The sequence below is a fragment of the Celeribacter sp. PS-C1 genome, assembly GCF_019429625.1.
In the GTDB taxonomy this organism is placed as follows: domain Bacteria; phylum Pseudomonadota; class Alphaproteobacteria; order Rhodobacterales; family Rhodobacteraceae; genus Celeribacter.
This window is the reverse complement of sequence record NZ_JAHXRW010000013.1, coordinates 1-17,644: the sequence shown is the minus strand read 5'-3', so window position 1 is coordinate 17,644 and position 17,644 is coordinate 1. Positions and strand designations below refer to the sequence as shown.

Sequence of the window (17,644 nt, the reverse complement as noted above, 5' to 3'; positions counted from 1 at the left end):
TTTTAGGTGTCGATCCGTCGCGGGGCCTCCTCAGACCCAGCGAAAGACGATAGCTGCAAAGATCAGGCAAACGACAAGCGCGAGCGCTTGGTTGGCGCCGACCAGACCGAGCCATGCAAGATTGATGAAGGCCGAGCCCAGAAGGGTGATGAACAAACGATCCCCCCGCGTGGTCTCAATGCCCAATACGCCAACGCGCGGCGTTTCGGGGAATTTGATCGCCAGAATGGTGAAGATCACCAAAAGCGTTGCAATCGTTCCGAAAAAGGCGGCGGTCGGCCATGTCCATGCCATCCAGTCCATGTCGAATTCCTCCTCTTAGACCCGACCGAGGGCAAAGCCCTTGGCGATGTAATTGCGCACGAAGTAGATCACGAGCGCGCCCGGCACGATGGTGAGCACCCCGGCGGCGGCCAGCACGCCCCAGTCGACGCCTGCCGCGCCGACCGTGCGGGTCATGGTGGCGGCGATGGGTTTGGCGTCCACAGAGGTCAGCGTGCGCGAGAGCAGCAGTTCAACCCAAGAGAACATGAAGCAGAAGAACGCAGCCACACCGATGCCCGAGGCGATGAGCGGCATGAAAATCTTCACGAAGAAGCGCCCAAAGCTATAGCCGTCGATATAGGCGGTCTCGTCGATTTCCTTCGGCACTCCGCGCATGAAACCTTCGAGGATCCAGACGGCGAGCGGCACGTTAAAGAGACAATGCGCCAGAGCCACGGCGATATGCGTGTCGAACAGCCCGATTGAGGAATAGAGCTGAAAGAAGGGCAGGGCGAAGACGGCAGGCGGCGCCATACGGTTCGTCAAAAGCCAGAAGAACAGGTGCTTGTCGCCCAAGAAATTGTAGCGCGAAAACGCATAGGCGGCGGGCAGCGCGACTGCGAGCGAGATCACCGTGTTCATCACCACGTAGATCATCGAGTTGACGTAGCCCATATACCACGCCTCGTCGGTGAGGATCGTAATGTAATTCGCCAGCGTCAGATCGCGCGGCCAGAGCGAAAAACTCCCGAGGATTTCCGCGTTGGTCTTCAGGCTCATGTTCAACAGCCAGTAGATCGGCAACATGAGGAACAGAAGATAGAGCGTCATCACCACGGCGCGGCCTTTCACCTTGGGGAGGCTGCGCGGTTTGGTGGCGGCGGGTGTGAGTGCGGTTGCGTCCGTCATCTTACATGCCCTTTTTGTCGAGGTTGACCATGACGGTGTAGAACACCCATGAAATCAACAGGATCACGAGGAAATACATCAAAGAGAAGGCGGCAGCGGGTCCGAGGTCGAACTGGCCGAGAGCCATCTTGACGAGGTCGATGGACAAAAGCGTTGTCGCATTGCCCGGACCGCCGCCCGTCACCACGAAGGGCTCGGTGTAGATCATGAAGCTGTCCATAAAGCGCAGCAGGATCGCGATCATCAACACGCCCATCATTTTGGGCAGTTCGATGAAACGGAACACTTTCCAACGGTTCGCCTGATCGATCCGCGCGGCCTGATAATAGGCGTCGGGGATGGATTTGAGACCGGCAAAGGCCAGAAGTGCCACGAGCGAGGTCCAGTGCCAGACATCCATCACGATGATGGTGATCCAGGCGGAGATTGTGTCCTGCGTGTAGTTGTAGTCGATCCCAAGCGCGTCGAGCGTGTAGCCCAGAAGGCCAATGTCAACGCGTCCAAAAATCTGCCAGATCGTGCCGACCACATTCCATGGGATCAGCAGGGGTAGGGACATGACCACGAGGCAGAAGGACGACCAAAACCCCGATTTCGGCATGTTGAGCGCCACGAAAATGCCCAGCGGAATTTCGATGGCGAGGATGATGCCGGAGAACATCAACTGACGTTGCAGCGCGTTCCACATGCGCTCGTCCGAGAGCATTTCCTGGAACCACTCAAGCCCTGCCCAGAAGAACTGGTTGTTGCCGAAGGTGTCCTGCACGGAATAGTTCACCACCGTCATGAGCGGGATCACGGCGGAGAACGCCACGAGCACCAGCACGGGCAGCACAAGGAACCATGCTTTGTGATTGGTTGTTTTCTGTTGCATCACGCGGCCTCCCCGCCTTGCGGCGCCACACGCCAGTCGTTTGCGTAGACATTCACGCGCGCCGGATCGAAGGTGACGCGGGTCATGTCCGCGCGCACAGGGTCGTCCTCGCCAGCGATGATGTTGATGTCTTGGCCAAAGAATTCGGCGCGGATGATCTTGTGACGCCCGGCATCCTCGACGCGGCGCACTTTCACGGGCAGGCCTTCGCTTTCGCTCAACCGCGCGAACTCGGGCCGCACGCCGATCTCCACCTTGCCGCTCACCGGCGCATAACCCGCGCCGAGCGCAATTTCCGAGCCGTTGATGTAGGCTTTCGTGCCCTCGACCTTGGCGGGGATCACATTCATGCCCGGCGAGCCGATGAAATAGCCGACAAACGTATGCGCGGGCCGTTCGAACAACTCCTCAGGCGTGCCGATCTGAACCACGCGCCCGTCATACATCACCACCACCTTATCGGCGAAGGTCAGCGCCTCCGTCTGGTCGTGGGTCACATAGATCATCGTGTGGCCGAAATCGTGATGCAGCTTTTTGAGCTGGGTTCTGAGTTCCCACTTCATATGCGGGTCGATCACGGTCAGCGGCTCGTCAAACAAAAGCGCATTCACGTCCTTGCGCACCATGCCGCGACCAAGAGAGATCTTTTGCTTGGCATCCGCGCCCAGCCCGCGCGCCTTTTTGCGCAGCATGTCTTCCATGCCGATCATCTTGGCGATTTCCTGAACGCGCTCGGCCACATAGGATTCGTCGCGGCCCCGGTTGCGGAGCGGAAAGGCCAGATTGTCGTGCAGGGTCATCGTGTCGTAGACCACCGGGAACTGGAACACCTGCGCGATGTTGCGCTCCGCCGTGGGCGCACGGGTGACGTCTTTGCCGTCGAACAGAATGCGCCCCTGAGAGGGCATCAACAGCCCTGAAATGATGTTGAGAAGCGTGGACTTGCCGCAGCCTGACGAGCCCAAAAGCGCATAGGCCTCGCCGTCTTCCCAGTCGTAATTCAGTTCCTTGAGTGCGTAATCGTCCTCTGACGCCGGGGCCGGATTGTAGGAATGCGCAAGGTTATCGAGTGTAATTCTAGCCATGATCGCGCCTCCTCACGCCGCCATCGCGTAGGCGGCGGGCGCAACGAGCCCCCCGTCTTCGCCGAACACATAGACATGCCGCGGGTCGAGCCAGACGTCGAGCGCGGCGCCGATTTCGAGGTCATGCACGCCGTGGATCAACCCGACCCAACGCGCCCCATGGTGATCGAGATGGACGAAAGTTTCCGAGCCGGTCAGCTCCGTCACATGCAAGTTCGTTGTGAATTTCATCGCATTTTCAGCGTGCTGCATGATTTCGAGGTGGTTGGGGCGGAACCCCGCCGTGTAGCGTCCATCCGCCAGATCGGCGAGCTTGCCGGTCGCCTGCGCGCTTTGTCCGTCACCGAACATCAACCGATCGCCGGTCTTGGAGATTTGCAGGAAATTCATCGGCGGATCGGAGAACACCCGCGCCGTGGTCGCATCCACAGGCTGGCGATAGACCTCGGGTGTCGGCCCGAATTGCGTCACGCGGCCCTCCCAGAGCGTCGCGGTATTGCCGCCGAGCAAAAGCGCCTCTTCGGGCTCCGTCGTGGCATAGACAAAGATCGAGCCGGAGGCCTCAAAAATCTTCGGAATCTCGACGCGCAACTCTTCGCGCAGTTTGTAATCGAGGTTCGCAAGCGGCTCATCCAAGAGCACGAGGCCTGCGTTCTTGACCAGCGCCCGCGCCAGAGCACAGCGCTGTTGTTGCCCGCCTGACAGCTCCAGAGGTTTGCGGTCCAGCATCGGCGTCAGCTTCATCAGCTCTGCCGTCTCACGCACGCGCGCGTCGATCTCCGCCTTGTCCACGCCCATCAGCTTCATCGGCGAGGCGATGTTGTCGTACACGCTCATCGAGGGGTAGTTGATGAATTGCTGATACACCATCGCAACCTTGCGATCCTGCACCCGCATGCCGGTGACGTCCTTGCCGTCCCAGAAAATCCGCCCGGCGCTCGGTTGATCGAGCCCGGCCATCAGACGCATCAGCGAGGTCTTACCCGACAGAGTCGGCCCCAGCAGAACGTTCATCGTTCCTTTTTCGAGCGTCAGATCGGTCGCGGCAATATGCATTTGCCCCTCGACGATCTTCGATACGCCCTTCAGTTCCAGCGTCATAAGGTCCTCCTCCCCGCGCCTTATTATCTTTGGCCTTTGGCTCTATTCAGCTGCGGCACTCCCCGCACGGTGGGTCTTCATCCAATAATCCAGATCATGGATCTGCGTTTCATCCAGTCGCAGCCCAAGTTTCGAGCGGCGCCAAACAATGTCCTCGGCCGTGCGCGCATATTCCCGCTCCATCAGCCATGTCACTTCGGTCTCGGTCAGGGTCGCGCCGAAATCACGTCCGAGCGCCTCGACACTCTTTGCGTCTCCCAGCATTTCACGCGCTTCCGTGCCGTAGGCGCGCACCAGACGTCGCGCCCAGAACGGCGTCAGAAACCCGAATTGCGCACGAAGTTCGGAGACGAGCCGGTCAAACCCGTCGACCGGGAAATCCCCACCTGCGAGCGGCACACCTGCCGTCCACTGGCCCTTTGCGTCCGGCAGGTGTTCCGAGATTTTCTCAAGCGCGCTTTCCGCAAGCCGCCGATAGGTTGTGATTTTCCCCCCGAAGATGTTGAGCACCGGCGCACCGTCCTGTGCATCGACCTTGAGCGTATAGTCCCGCGTTGCCGCTGTCGCCGATGACGCTCCGTCATCATAGAGCGGGCGGACGCCGGAATAGCTCCAGACCACATCCTCGGCGCTGATCGGCGCTTTGAAATATTTGTTGGCAAAGGCAATCAGATAGTCGCGCTCTTCGTCGGTGCAGCTGGGTTTGATCGACGGATCGCTATGTTCTGCGTCCGTGGTGCCGATCAGGGTGAAATCTGTCTCGTAGGGAATGGCGAAAATGATCCGCCCATCGGTGCCCTGAAAGAAATAGCATTTGTCGTGATCGTAGAGCTTGCGGGTCACGATATGACTGCCGCGCACAAGCCGCACGCCCTCTTTCGACGGCAGGTCGATTTTGTCGTGAATCACGTCGCCGACCCAAGGCCCGCCCGCATTCACCAGCATTTTGGCGTAATGGGTGGCGGTGCGGCCATTTTCCATATCTTTCGTTTCGACACGCCAGAGATCGCCTTCGCGGGTCGCGTGGGTGACCTTGGTTCGCGTCAGGATCGCCGCGCCGCGTGCCTCTGCGTCGCGGGCATTGAGGATCACGAGACGGGAATCTTCGACCCAGCAATCGGAATATTCATAGGCTTTGGTAAAGCGTTCCTGAAGCGGCGCGCCCTCGGCCGTTCCCGTCAGATTGACGGTTTCCGACCCGGGAAGAATTTTGCGCCCGCCCAGATGGTCATACATGAACAGGCCAAGCCGGATCAGCCACGCCGGCCGACGCCCTTTCATCCAAGGCATCACAATGGACAGCAATTTCGAGGTCGGTGTTTCCGACTCGAAGCGCATATCTTTATGATAAGGAAGGACAAATCTCATCGGCCAGCTGATGTGCGGCATGGCGCGCAGGAGAGCTTCGCGTTCGATCAGGGCCTCGCGCACCAGTCGCACTTCGAAATATTCGAGGTAGCGCAGCCCGCCATGAAAGAGTTTTGTCGAGGAGGAAGAGGTCGCAGACGCAAGGTCGTTCATCTCCGCAAGCGTCACGGAATATCCCCGTCCCGCTGCGTCTCGCGCGATCCCACAGCCGTTGATGCCGCCGCCGATCACAAAGAGATCGACTGGATGTGTGCTCTCGTTTCCGCGCACAGATTTTCCTCCCGATTTATGGCGCTAACGTAGATTTGAAACAAATAGAAACGCAAGTCATTTATTTTCGTTTTTTTTCGATTGTTGGAAATCAAATACTTAAGTGAATATTTTCTGCAGGTGCGAACGTGATTTTTCGAAAACCACGCGCTCGCGGCGATAAATCATCTGGATTCGCAACGGATTTTCGCGTTTTTTTATGGAAAGCGAAAAAAGCGAAGAAAATCGAACATCATGTCCAACAATTTCCGCCATCCCGTCATTCTCGACATCGCCCGCAAGACCGGCAAAGTCACCGTGGAAGGTTTGGCGGAGCATTTCGGGGTGACTCATCAGACCATCCGCCGCGATCTGTCGGAACTGGCCGACATGGGGCGTCTGGAGCGGGTGCATGGCGGGGCGGTGATTGCCTCCGGCACGATCAATATCGGCTATGAGGATCGCCGCCAATTGAATGCGGAGGCCAAGATCCAGATTGCAAAGGCCTGCGCGCAACAAATTCCGAGCGGCATTTCCCTGTTTCTCAACATTGGGACGAGCACCGAGGCCGTGGCGCAGGAATTGCTAACTCATAAGGATCTGATGGTCGTGACGAACAATATGAACGTCGCGCAAATACTGGCGGGCAATCCCAATTGCGAGGTGATCGTCACCGGTGGGCATTTGCGGCGCTCGGATGGGGGGCTGGTCGGTAATCTGGCGACCGAGACCATTCGCAAATTCAAATTTGATCTTGCGGTGGTCGGCTGTTCCGCGCTGGATCGCGACGGTGACCTGCTGGATTTCGACATTCAGGAGGTGAGCGTCAGTCAGGCGATCCTGAACCAGTCCCGCAAGACCTTTCTCGTGGCGGATCACACGAAATTCTCCCGAAGCGCCCCGGCGCGGATCGCGTCCCTATCTGATATCGACGTGTTTTTCACCGACCGTCCTGTGCCTGATGATCTCTTCAAAGCCTGTCGTGACTGGCATACCGAAGTGGTCTGTGGCGTCTGAAACCCGACACGATGCGCGGTTCCAGCCGTGCGCGCGGTCCGAATGGCGTTGGCTTAAAACCGTCAGAAAGCATGTGAGACCAAAGTTGACACGCGCCATAGGAGAAATCGTGTTAGCATCGCGCCCGGAGAGGAGGCGCGCATGATCGGGCAAAACCACGTCAAGGAGATTGAGCAGGTGCTGGATGGGCGCGCGAGCGGGCGGGACAGCTATGTCGAGGCCTCGTGGCGACGCTGTGTCGAACTTTACGGCATGGATCCCTCCCACAACGCGCCTGCGCATATCGTCACCGAATCCGAATTCCGCACCCATCGTGAACAGGCCGACTGGATGATCGGTGCGGCGCGCGCCAGTCTTCAGAGTTTGTTCCGTCAGGTCTCCGGGCAGAATTACGTCCTGTTGCTGACCGATGCCAAAGGTGTCTGTGTCGACTTTTTCGGCGATGATCTTTTTGCGAGTGAGTTGCGCAATGCCGGTCTCTACCTTGGTTCGAATTGGTCCGAAGATTTGGCGGGCACTTGCGGGGTCGGCGCTTGTATCGTGACAGGCGAGCCGGTCACGGTGCATCAGGACGATCACTTCGGGACGGCGCATATGTCGCTGTCCTGCACCTCGGCGCCGATCTACGACAGCCTTGGTCAACTGGCGGCGGTGCTCGATATTTCCCTGCTGCGCTCACCCTCACCGAAAAGCAGCCAGAACCTTGCCATGTCTCTCGTGACAGCGGCGGCGCGGCGGGTGGAGATGGCCAATCTGATGGCGGCCAGTCGTCGGGAGTGGGTGCTGCGCTTTTCCTCAAGTCCCGAATTTCTCGATGTGGACCCGGAAGGCGCCGTGGCCTTGGATGGGTCGGGCCGCATCATCGGCGCCACACATGCGGCCACACGGATGCTGTCGCGGGGCGGGGCCACTCTGATCGGAGAGCGGATCGACACCCTTCTTGGTCTCAGCGTCGATGATTTGCCAGACCTGATGCGCGACCGCCCGACGGAGGATCGTGTCGTCGCGCTGGGCGACGGTGGCGCGGTGTTCGGTCATGCGATTGCGCCGCAGGCGCCGCGCAGGGTTGAACGGCATTTGCCGTCAAAGGACAAGCGCGCCGGTGGTGTGCTGAACGCGATGGCGGGCAGCGATCCGACCATGGCGCGTCTGCTGTCACAGGCCGAGCGCCTTGCGACGACGCAGGTTCCGCTTGTGATTTGTGGCGAGAGTGGCACGGGAAAGACCAAACTTGCGCGCGCCATCCACATGATTTCGCGGCGCGGTGGCTTTGTCTCTGTGGACTGTGCTGGAACGTCGCAAGACGAGATCAGTGCGCTCGCAGCGGCACAGGTCGGTCCGACGACGCTTCTCTTGCAACGCATCGAAGACCTGAGTGCCGATGCCGCACGCGCGTTACCCGGTCTCCTTGATGCCCACCCTGATCTGCGTCCGATCGCGACCAGCGGGCAGGGCGCCAAGGCGCTGTTGTTCGAGGACCATCTGCCGTCCGCTCTTTATCACCGGCTGGCGGGCGCGGTGCTTGCCCTGCCGCCATTGCGGGAGCGGCAGGATCTTGGTTGGATGATCGACCGCCTGTTGCGCGGACGCTGCGGAGACGAGCGGCGCCTGACGCCCTCGGCGCGCGCCGAATTGATGGCGCGCGATTGGCCGGGCAATCTGCGGGAGTTGGGCAATGTGCTGGATGTGGCCTGCACCTTGTCGGACAGCGCTGTGATTGATCTTCCGGACTTGCCGGCGGCGCTAAGTCCCGAGCCGGATGATCAGGATCTTGAAGCCGTGCTCGATGCCTGCAACTGGAACATGGCGCGCGCTGCGCGGCGACTTGGGGTCAATCGCTCCACCATTTTGCGCCGCATCCGCAAGGAAGGCTTGCAACCGCCCGACTAACCTGTTGCGCAACGTTGCGTGCGCAACATGCCGCGATGCCGCAAGTCGAAAGACGATCGAAACGGCGAATTTTGCGTGGTCAGAGTGTCTCTGCGCTCGTCACATTCTCTTCATCACATTGCCGATGAGGAGGAAACGCAATGCTCGATTCAACAACAATCGCACAGGTGCAGGAGACGCTCGATACCCTGAACGCCGCCTTGGAGGAGGGCGACGTACAGGCCGCAAGCGCAGTTTTTGCCACCGATAGCTACTGGCGTGATCTGGTCGCAGTGACCTGGAACCTGAAGACGGTAGAAGGCCCGTCTGGCGTCGCAGACATGCTGAATGCGCAGCTGAACCACACCGGGCCTCGGGGCTTTGCGCTCCAAAGGGGGGAGACCCCGAAAGAAGATGGTGGGGTGATCACGGCTTGGGTGACGTTTGAGACCGCGGTCGGTCGTGGCTGGGGCTTGATGCGTCTGAAAGAGGGGCGGATCTGGACCCTTTTGACGGCTCTGCAAGAACTCAAAGGTCACGAAGAGAACCGGGGCAAACGCCGCCCGATGGGCGCCGAACACGGCGCGAAGAAGAACCGCACATCCTGGAAAGAAGCGCGGGAGGCGGAGGAGGCGTCTCTTGGCTATGACACACAGCCCTATACGGTGATCATCGGCGGCGGGCAGGGCGGTATCGCTTTGGGTGCACGTCTGCGCCAGCTCGGGGTGCCCACCATCGTTTTGGACAAACACGACCGGCCCGGAGACCAGTGGCGGTCGCGCTATAAATCGCTCTGCCTTCACGATCCGATCTGGTACGACCATCTGCCCTACATCAAGTTTCCCGACAACTGGCCGGTGTTTACACCAAAGGACAAGGTCGGCGATTGGCTTGAGATGTATACCAAGGTCATGGAGATCAACTACTGGACCCGTTCCGAAGTGCAGAAGGCCAGCTATGACGCGGCCAGCGGCACTTGGGAGGTTCGGGTCAATCGCGACGGCGAAGAGGTGATCCTGCGCCCGACGCAACTGGTGCTGGCGACTGGCATGTCGGGCAAGGCGAATGTGCCGCAGTTCCCGGGCATGGACAGTTTCAAAGGCACGATCCAGCATTCTTCACAACATGAAGGGCCGGATGCCTGGGCCGGGAAAAAGGTGGTTGTGGTGGGCTCCAACAACTCCGCCCATGACATCTGTGCCGCGCTTTGGGAAGCGGATGCCGACGTCACGATGGTGCAGCGGTCCTCCACCCATATCGTCAAATCCGACAGCCTGATGGAGATCGGTTTGGGCGGGCTCTATTCCGAAGAGGCGCTCGACAATGGCATCACCACAGAAAAGGCCGATATGATCTTCGCTTCACTGCCCTACAAGATCATGCATGAGTTCCAAATCCCGCTCTACGACCAGATGCGCGAGCGCGATGCCGACTTCTATGCGGGTCTTGAAAAGGCGGGATTCAAACTCGACTGGGGCGATGACGGGTCGGGGTTGTTCCTGAAATACCTGCGTCGCGGGTCCGGCTATTACATCGATGTGGGCGCGAGCCAGTTGATCATCGATGGCGAGGTGAAACTCGTTCAGGGGCAGGTCGATCATTTCGATGATCCCGCCGTTGTGTTGGCCGATGGCACACGGCTTGAGGCGGATCTCGTGGTGATGGCCACGGGCTTTGGCTCGATGAACGGCTGGGCGGCGGACCTGATCAGTCAGGAGGTCGCGGACAAGGTGGGCAAGGTCTGGGGCCTCGGCTCTGACACCACGAAAGACCCCGGCCCATGGGAGGGCGAACAGCGCAACATGTGGAAGCCGACGCAGCAGGAGAACCTGTGGTTTCACGGCGGAAACCTGCACCAGTCGCGCCACTATTCGCTCTATCTCGCCCTGCAATTGAAAGCCCGTATGGAGGGGATCGACACCCCTGTCTACGGCCTTCAGGAAGTGCATCACCTCTCGTGATGCGCATGGCGCGTCCGGGCTTTCTTCCCTGCCCGGGCGCAAACTGTACGAACCAAGGAGAACCACAATGAAAGCAGCACGCTGGCATGGCGTCAAAGATATCCGCGTCGAAGACATTCCCGAACCCTCCCCGTCGGCGGGTGAGGTAAAGGTCAAAGTGGCCTGGACCGGGATTTGCGGCAGCGACCTGCATGAATATCTGGCCGGGCCGATTTTCATCCCCGTGGACGAAGAACATCCACTGAGCCATGACAAGGCGCCGATCACCATGGGCCACGAATATTGCGGCGAGATCACCGAGGTGGGCGAAGGTGTGACCGGGCTTGCGGTCGGTGACCGCGTCGCGATCGAGCCGATCTTTGCCAGCGAAACGAGTCAGGCGTCGCTTGAGGGCAAATATAACCTCGACGAGCAATTGGGATTTGTCGGTCTGTCGGGCGGTCACGGCGGCTTTGCCTCGCATTCCGTGATCCCGGCGAAGATGGTGCACAAGATGCCCGAGGGCCTGTCGATGGAGCAGGGTGCTTTGGTCGAACCCGCCGCCGTCGCATTGCATGCGGTGCGTATCTCGGCCATCCGGGCCGGGGATAAGGCGGCTGTGTTTGGCGCCGGTCCCATCGGTCTGTTGGTGGTGGAGGCGCTGCGCGTCGCAGGGGCATCGCAAATCTATGTGGTCGAACCTTCTGAAGTGCGCCGCGAAAAGGCACTTGAACTGGGCGCCACAAAGGTGATCGATCCGATGTCCGAGGATGCTGTCGCCGTCATTCGCGAGGCAACCGATGGCGTCCATGTGGCCTTTGAAGTCACGGGCGTGCCCGCCGTGCTGCCGCAATGCATCGACAGCACCCGCCATGACGGGCAAATCCTTGTGGTCTCGATCTGGGAAGGCGATGCGGCGTTCAATCCGAACACGGTCGTCCTCAAAGAACGCCAGATCAAAGGCTCGATCGCCTATCGCCACGTTTTCCCTGCCGTGATGGAGTTGATGACGCAGGGCTATTTCAGTGCCGAGAAGCTGGTGACCAAACGCATTGAGTTGGATGACGTGGTGTCCGAAGGCTTCGAAGCCCTCGTCGCGGAAAAGTCGCACGTCAAAATCCTCGTCAAAGCGCCGAACTGATCGGGCACTTGGGTCGATAGACCTGAGTAACGAGGAATATGAAAAGCCCGGCGCGAGATCAGAAGGATCGCGCCGGGCGCTTTGGAGATTTACCTCCCTTGATGCGGAAGGCTCAGGCGATCCACACGCGGCAGGTCTTCGGCCAGGATGTCGTAGACCAGACGGATCCGGCGGCTCGTGCGCAATTCGCGGTGGGTCACCAACCAAAGTGGAAAGGTGGCGATGGGCGTTTCGGGGAAAAGCTCGACGACATTCTCGGTCCGGATCGCAATTTCTCGCGCCATGGCACAGACGCCCAATCCGCGTTTCACCATTTCCCAGACGGCCACACCGCTTTCAGAACTCAGACGAAAATCTTGTGGGGCTGCGTTGAGACCTGCGGCTTTCAGGTGCTGGGTAAAGCCTTCCAAGTCCTCAAAGCCGATGAGATCTTCTGTCGCAATGTCAGAGAACGACTTCGGGTGGCCGTGGCGTGCCACCCAGTCGCGCGAGGCATAGAGGCCCGCCGTGCTGTCGCGAAGACGTTTGGCAATCAGCCCGTCGCCTTCGGGGCGCACATTGCGGAGCGCGATGTCTGCCTCTCGTCGGTGCAGGTCGCTCAGAGCGTTGCTGGAGACCAGAACCAATGTCACTTGCGGCGCTTCACGGCGAATGCGCTCGAAAATTTCGGGCAGAATGTAGGCCGCGTAGGCGTCACTTGCGGAGATGCTCACACGCCCCTCTATGGCCTCTGATCGTCCAGAGGCGGCAAGCGTCATCGCGGACGCGGCGTCGCCCATGGCGCGCACATGCTGGAGAAGGCTGTCACCGGCGTCCGTTAGAATAAGCCTTTTGCCAACCCGCTCAAACAAGGTCACATCCAGTTCGGCTTCGAAGGCCGCAATCTGTCGCGAGAGCGTGGGCTGCGACAGTTTGAGCGCTCTCGCGGCGGCAGAGAGCGAACCCGTCTCAGCGGTGGAGAGAAAAGCGCGCGCGTGATTCCAGTCCAGATTTTTCATACGAATATGTATATAATCTATGCATAATACCGCAATTTTATTCTTTTTCGTATATGATAGACCCGCCGCGAAAGGAGACTGCCATGACAGACCTCAAGAAAGACGCGCGTTTTTGGAACCGTGCCGCCCGCAAATATGCGGCCTCGCCGGTTGCCGACATGATGGGATATGAGAGAACGCTTGAGCGGACGCGACAGTCTCTGACGGCAGAGGACACCGTGTTCGAATTCGGCTGCGGCACTGGCACGACGGCGCTCAAGTTGGCGCCATCGGTCAGACAGTATGTGGCGAGCGACATCTCAAGTGAAATGATTGCGATTGCCCGCGAAAAGGCCGACCGGGAGGGCGCCACCAACGTCCGTTTCGAGATTGGCACGCCGGAGGAGACAGTGTGGTCAGAGGGGACGTTTGATGCGGTTCTGGGCTTTAGCGTTCTGCATCTTGTCCCGGATTTGGACGTCACCTTGCAAAGCGTGCATCGGCTTTTGAAGCCCGGCGGCACATTTATCACCAAGACCCCCTGCCTTCGCGAGATGAACATGCTTTTGCGTCTGGTCGTCCCTGCGATGCAGCTCGTCGGCAAAGCGCCCTCGGTGTTGTTTCTGTCGGCCAAGGAACTTGAGCAGAGGATGGAGGCGGCTGGTTTCGAGATCGTCGAACGCGCCCGCCATGGTTCAGGGCGCAAAGATGCGCGTCCTTTCCTCGTCGCGAAGAAGCGCGGAGCTTAAACGTATAGGCCCACACCTCGACTGATAGGTCGAGGTGAGATCAGAGGCTTAGAGCAGTCGCCGCGCCGGGCTCACAGGATCAGCGGCACGAAGGCGATCATCAGGTAGACGAAAAGCAAGACCCCGAGATAGGGCATGACTGTCCGGGTGATCTTTTCGATCGGTAAGCGCGCCGTGGTGGAGGCGACGAACAGGTTGATCGCCACCGGCGGTGTGACCATACCAATGGCCAGACCCACCACGATGATGATGCCGAAATGCACGGTTCCGAGACCCAGTTGCGCGGCCAAGGGCAAGAGCATTGGCGTCAGGATGATGAGCGCAGAAGCTGTTTCCAAGAATACGCCTGCGACCAAGATCACCAGCATCACCAACAGCAAAAGCACATAGGTGTTGGACGACAGCGACAGCGCGGCGGTGGCGATCTGGTTCGGCACCTGCCAGCTCGACAAAGCCCAGCTGAGAACGGAGGAGGCCGCGATTACGAACATAATGACGGCGGTGGTGACGCCGGCGCGGATGATGATGCGATAGAGCTGTTTCAGCGTCATGTCGCGATAGATGAACAGCGATACGAGGATCGCGTAATCCACTGCGATCACGGCGGCCTCGGAAGGTGTGAAAAAGCCGGAGAAAATCCCGCCAAGAATGATCAGCGGGGCCATCAAGCCCCAGCTGGCTGACAGGAAGGTCCGCCCGATGGTCGCGAGATTGAACGCTGTGCCGCGCGGGTAGGCGCGTCGGTGTCCTTGAATGAGGGCGATGAAAATAAGGCCGATGCCCATCGCGATTCCGGGGATAAAGCCGTTCAGGAACAGTTTCGCCACGGATTCTTGGGCGATGACGGCATAGATGATCATCGGCACGGAGGGCGGGATCACCACGCCGATGGTGCCGGAAGCGGCAATGAGAGAGGCGGCGGAGGCGGGGTCGTAGCCCTTGCGTTTCAGTTCGGGCACGAGGCTCGCGCCAACGGCCGCCGTGGTGGCCGCGCCAGAGCCGGAGATTGCGGCAAAGAACATCCCGGCCAGAACCGACACGATGGACAGACCGCCACGAATAAATCCGAACATGCTGTCGGCAAAGGCGACGAGGCGTTTGGAAATCTCACCCTGCGCCATGACATCGCCCGCCAGAACGAACATCGGCACGGCGACGAGCGCAAAGGAGTTGATGCCGGAGAACATCTGTTGCGGCACAACCATGAGGGGCACGCCTGCCATGTTCAGCGCGCTCATCGTGGCCGCGCCGATCACGATGGCGACCGGGATACCCATCAGCAGGAAAAGAACGAAGAGACCGGCGAGCACGAGGTTCATTTCGTCTTCTCCTCTCGCGTGGCATCGCCCGCGAGTTCATGTTCGAGATCGCTGTCGAGTTCGGCATGCGCCTGACGGATCGGAGCGCCCGCCAAAAGCCGCAACAGATCGATCACCGACAGCCCGGCCATGATCACCGCAGCCAGAGGCATAACGGCATAGACATAGGTCATGCTGATCCGCAAAGACGGCGACTTTTGGAAGCTTTGCATGTTCATGTAGCGCCAGCCGATATCGGCCAGCGTCAACAGAAAGGCAATGGCGACAAGTGTCGCTAGGCCGGTCACGATCCGGCCAAGCGCGGGCGGCAGGCTATCACGGGCCATTGTGACCGCGATATGCCGACCCTGTTGATAGGCCAGCGCGGCACCGAGAAAGGTGATCCAGATCAGAAGAAACCGTGCGACCTCTTCCGTCCAGCTCATGGAGGTAAAGAAGACCCGCGACACGATCTGAAGAGTGATCACGAAGGTCAATCCTGCCATCCCCGCGAAAACCACGGGTTTCAGGATCTCTCCCACTTTCCGGTCTATCCACGCCAGCCTGGAGAGCATCTTATTTCAATGCGTCCTGGATGCGCGGCAGGTAGTCGCCGAATTTCGCACCGTATTTCTCGTAGACCGGCTGAACCGCGGCGGAGAAGGCCGCCAGATCGGCATCTTCGACGATGGTCATGCCTGCGTCCTTGAGAGACTGAAGCTGTTCACCTTCCAGCTCGGCGTTCAGTGCGCGTTCGTATTCCGCCGCGTCCTGCGCTGCCTCGGTGATGAGGGCTTGGGTCTCTTCGGACAGCTGGTTCCATTTCGGCATGCCCATCACGAACAGCGCCGGCGCGTAGGTGTGGCGCGTCATGGTCATGTTGGTCTGGGTCTCGTTCAGTTTGAACGCGTAGACCACGCCCACCGGGTTTTCCTGACCATCAATCGTGCCTTGCTGCATCGCGGTCAGGGCTTCGGTCCAGGCCATCGGGATCGCATCGGCGCCCAATTCACGGAAGGTGTCGATATAGACCGGGTTTTCCATCACGCGGACACGCAGCCCATCGAGATCGGCAGGGGTCGTGACGGCACGTTCGGAGTTGGTCAGGTTGCGGAACCCGCGCTCGGCATAAGCGAGACCTTTAAGGTTCACCTCGGACAGGCGGTCCAGAAGCTCCTGGCCAATCTCACCGTCGAGAACGCCATAGGCGGCTTCTGGCGAGGGGAAGAGGAACGGCAGTTCAAAGACGGCCATGTCTTCGAGGAAGTTGGCGACGGGGCCGTTGGTGATCACGCCCATATCGACGGTGCCGATTTGCATGCCCTCAAGCAGGGTGCGCTCATCGCCCAGCGTAGCGTTCGGGAAAATCTCGATGGTGATTGCGCCCTCGGAGCGTTCCGTGACCAGTTCCTGGAATTTCACGGCAGCGGTGTGATAGGCATCCTGTTCGTTCACCACATGCGCAAGACGCAGGGTCACGGTGTCGATCTCGGCGGCCAGAGACACGGTGCTCGCGCTCAGGGCAGTGGCCGCAACGGCAGCCACTTTCAAAAAGGCATTCATTCTTGTCCTCCCAGACAGTGCATATGCAAAGCGCGCGTCGGCGCGCTCCTTTCAAAAAATCCGAAGGCGGGGTTGCATCGTCACAAAGATGCAAAAACGCGCGCCAAAATGCAGATTTGGCCCGCATATGGGGGAAAGTTGCGCAAGAATGCAAGCCGGGGAGGGACGGATTCCCACCGCGGCTCGCTTGGTCAATCCCCCTGTGCATTTTCAGATGAATGGAAGGGGCATTGCGTGGGGGATTTCGTTGGGTTCCTTGCCGAAAACCGCCATAAGCCCCTCAGGAAAACGCCGCCACAAAGGCGTCTAGGGCTAGGTCGCTGTCACCTTTGGCGAAGGCTTCCATGCCGACCGGACCGCTATAGCCCATTTCGGTGAGGGCCTTGGCGACGCCGTTGTAGTTGATTTCGCCCGTTCCCGGTTCGCATCTCCCGGGGTTGTCCGCCACCTGAACCTCTCCGATCCACGGCAGGCAGGCTTCGCACCAGCGGATGAGATCGCCCTCGCCAATTTGCGTGTGGTAAAGGTCGAGGTTGATGCGCAACTCCGGTCGGTTGATTGAGGACACCAGCGACAGCACATCAGAGGTCGACCCGAAGGGGCAGCCGGGATGATCAAGCGGGTTCAGGTTCTCCAAGGTGAACACGACACCTTCGCGCTCCGCCATGTCGCAAATCCGCTGCAACGTATCGCGCGCGCGCTGCATCATTCCCGGGGCGAAGGCGCCATGCTGCGGGATCGGAATGCCGCCGTCGCCAAGTCCCGTGCCATGCAGGTTCAGACGATCCACGCCCAAACGCTTGCCCACCTGTGCGGTCTCATAGGCTGATTGCAGAAGCTTTTCGGCACCTTCCGCATCGGTCAGGCGGCCTTCGAGATAGCCGTTCATAATCGTGTAATTGGCGCCGACCGCTTCGAGTTTGGCCAGGTCGTGGTCGGGATAATTCCAAAGACCGACGCCCAGACCCCGTTCGGTCAGACGCGCCGAGCGCCAGTCGATCGGTTTGTCTTGCCACAGCATCTCGGCACAGGCGGCCAGCTGAAAAACATGTGTCATGATTTCTCTCCTCTTCGTGCCTTTCGTGAACCTGTCCGGCTCACATCAAATGTTCGACTTCTGGGGCCGGAACGAACCGCCATTTGCGCAGCGGACCGGCCATGACGTTGAGGTAGTACATCTCGAACCCGTAAGGCGCGCCGCAGGGGTGGTGACCGCGCGGGACGCAGACGACGTCGCCGT

At 59.6% G+C, this 17,644-nt stretch carries 17 protein-coding genes; 5 read left to right on the top strand and 12 right to left on the bottom strand.

Annotation, left to right across the window (positions count from 1 at the left end; genetic code table 11):
* Positions 1 to 30: 30 nt before the first annotated feature.
* Genes J5Y17_RS16135 through glpD form a run of 6 tightly spaced genes read right to left on the bottom strand, consistent with a single transcriptional unit; the run spans position 31 to position 5,871 of the window.
* A complete protein-coding gene (locus J5Y17_RS16135; protein WP_088652784.1) occupies positions 31 to 303 on the bottom strand; it encodes a DUF2160 domain-containing protein in 273 nt (90 codons plus the stop codon).
* A 15-nt stretch (positions 304 to 318) separates the two neighbouring features.
* Positions 319 to 1,173, bottom strand: a complete 855-nt coding sequence (locus J5Y17_RS16130; RefSeq protein WP_219786539.1) for a carbohydrate ABC transporter permease — start codon at positions 1,171 to 1,173, stop codon at positions 319 to 321.
* Position 1,174: 1 nt separating this feature from the next.
* Entirely contained in the window at positions 1,175 to 2,047 is an 873-nt protein-coding gene (locus J5Y17_RS16125) for a carbohydrate ABC transporter permease (protein ID WP_207020869.1), read from the bottom strand.
* The gene (locus tag J5Y17_RS16120; RefSeq protein ID WP_219786537.1) at positions 2,047 to 3,132 is read right to left on the bottom strand and encodes an ABC transporter ATP-binding protein; all 1,086 of its coding nucleotides are present in this window, start codon (positions 3,130 to 3,132) and stop codon (positions 2,047 to 2,049) included. Before J5Y17_RS16120 ends, J5Y17_RS16125 begins: the two co-directional genes overlap by 1 nt.
* A gap of 12 nt (positions 3,133 to 3,144) precedes the next feature.
* Positions 3,145 to 4,233, bottom strand: coding sequence for an ABC transporter ATP-binding protein (locus tag J5Y17_RS16115; RefSeq protein WP_219786535.1), 1,089 nt, complete (start codon positions 4,231 to 4,233; stop codon positions 3,145 to 3,147).
* 42 nt (positions 4,234 to 4,275) lie between these two features.
* Complete coding sequence (gene glpD / locus J5Y17_RS16110; RefSeq protein WP_219786533.1) at positions 4,276 to 5,871, bottom strand: glycerol-3-phosphate dehydrogenase; 1,596 nt, start codon at positions 5,869 to 5,871, stop codon at positions 4,276 to 4,278.
* A gap of 234 nt (positions 5,872 to 6,105) precedes the next feature.
* On the opposite strand from glpD, the gene J5Y17_RS16105 reads away from it, so the two are divergent.
* The 4 genes from J5Y17_RS16105 (at position 6,106) to J5Y17_RS16090 (ending at position 11,817) form a co-directional block, all read left to right on the top strand.
* Entirely contained in the window at positions 6,106 to 6,867 is a 762-nt protein-coding gene (locus J5Y17_RS16105) for a DeoR/GlpR family DNA-binding transcription regulator (protein ID WP_219786532.1), read from the top strand.
* A gap of 141 nt (positions 6,868 to 7,008) precedes the next feature.
* Complete coding sequence (locus J5Y17_RS16100) at positions 7,009 to 8,757, top strand: sigma-54-dependent Fis family transcriptional regulator (protein WP_219786530.1); 1,749 nt, start codon at positions 7,009 to 7,011, stop codon at positions 8,755 to 8,757.
* Between the two features lie 140 nt (positions 8,758 to 8,897).
* A complete protein-coding gene (locus J5Y17_RS16095) occupies positions 8,898 to 10,697 on the top strand; it encodes an NAD(P)/FAD-dependent oxidoreductase (protein WP_219786528.1) in 1,800 nt (599 codons plus the stop codon).
* A gap of 67 nt (positions 10,698 to 10,764) precedes the next feature.
* Positions 10,765 to 11,817: a 2,3-butanediol dehydrogenase gene (locus J5Y17_RS16090; protein WP_219786526.1), complete on the top strand. Its 1,053-nt coding sequence runs from the start codon at positions 10,765 to 10,767 to the stop codon at positions 11,815 to 11,817.
* Between the two features lie 89 nt (positions 11,818 to 11,906).
* Here the strand turns inward: J5Y17_RS16090 and J5Y17_RS16085 are convergent, their stop codons facing one another.
* A complete protein-coding gene (locus J5Y17_RS16085) occupies positions 11,907 to 12,815 on the bottom strand; it encodes a LysR family transcriptional regulator (RefSeq protein ID WP_219786524.1) in 909 nt (302 codons plus the stop codon).
* A gap of 83 nt (positions 12,816 to 12,898) precedes the next feature.
* On the opposite strand from J5Y17_RS16085, the gene J5Y17_RS16080 reads away from it, so the two are divergent.
* Positions 12,899 to 13,543 carry a class I SAM-dependent methyltransferase gene (locus J5Y17_RS16080; protein WP_219786522.1) on the top strand — a complete coding sequence of 215 codons (645 nt, stop codon included), beginning with the start codon at positions 12,899 to 12,901 and terminating at the stop codon, positions 13,541 to 13,543.
* Between the two features lie 71 nt (positions 13,544 to 13,614).
* Here J5Y17_RS16080 and J5Y17_RS16075 read toward each other — a convergent pair whose 3' ends face one another.
* The 5 genes from J5Y17_RS16075 to J5Y17_RS16055 form a co-directional block, all read right to left on the bottom strand.
* Entirely contained in the window at positions 13,615 to 14,862 is a 1,248-nt protein-coding gene (locus tag J5Y17_RS16075) for a TRAP transporter large permease (protein ID WP_219786520.1), read from the bottom strand.
* Entirely contained in the window at positions 14,859 to 15,383 is a 525-nt protein-coding gene (locus tag J5Y17_RS16070) for a TRAP transporter small permease (protein ID WP_370628982.1), read from the bottom strand. The genes J5Y17_RS16075 and J5Y17_RS16070 overlap by 4 nt, the downstream gene beginning before the upstream one ends.
* Before the next feature lie 34 nt (positions 15,384 to 15,417).
* Positions 15,418 to 16,404: a TRAP transporter substrate-binding protein gene (locus J5Y17_RS16065; RefSeq protein ID WP_219786516.1), complete on the bottom strand. Its 987-nt coding sequence runs from the start codon at positions 16,402 to 16,404 to the stop codon at positions 15,418 to 15,420.
* A 280-nt stretch (positions 16,405 to 16,684) separates the two neighbouring features.
* Positions 16,685 to 17,461 carry a TIM barrel protein gene (locus tag J5Y17_RS16060; protein ID WP_219786514.1) on the bottom strand — a complete coding sequence of 259 codons (777 nt, stop codon included), beginning with the start codon at positions 17,459 to 17,461 and terminating at the stop codon, positions 16,685 to 16,687.
* 40 nt (positions 17,462 to 17,501) lie between these two features.
* Positions 17,502 to 17,644, bottom strand: a 143-nt coding sequence (locus J5Y17_RS16055; protein ID WP_219786677.1) for a 5-deoxy-glucuronate isomerase, incomplete at its 5' end; no start/stop codon positions are given.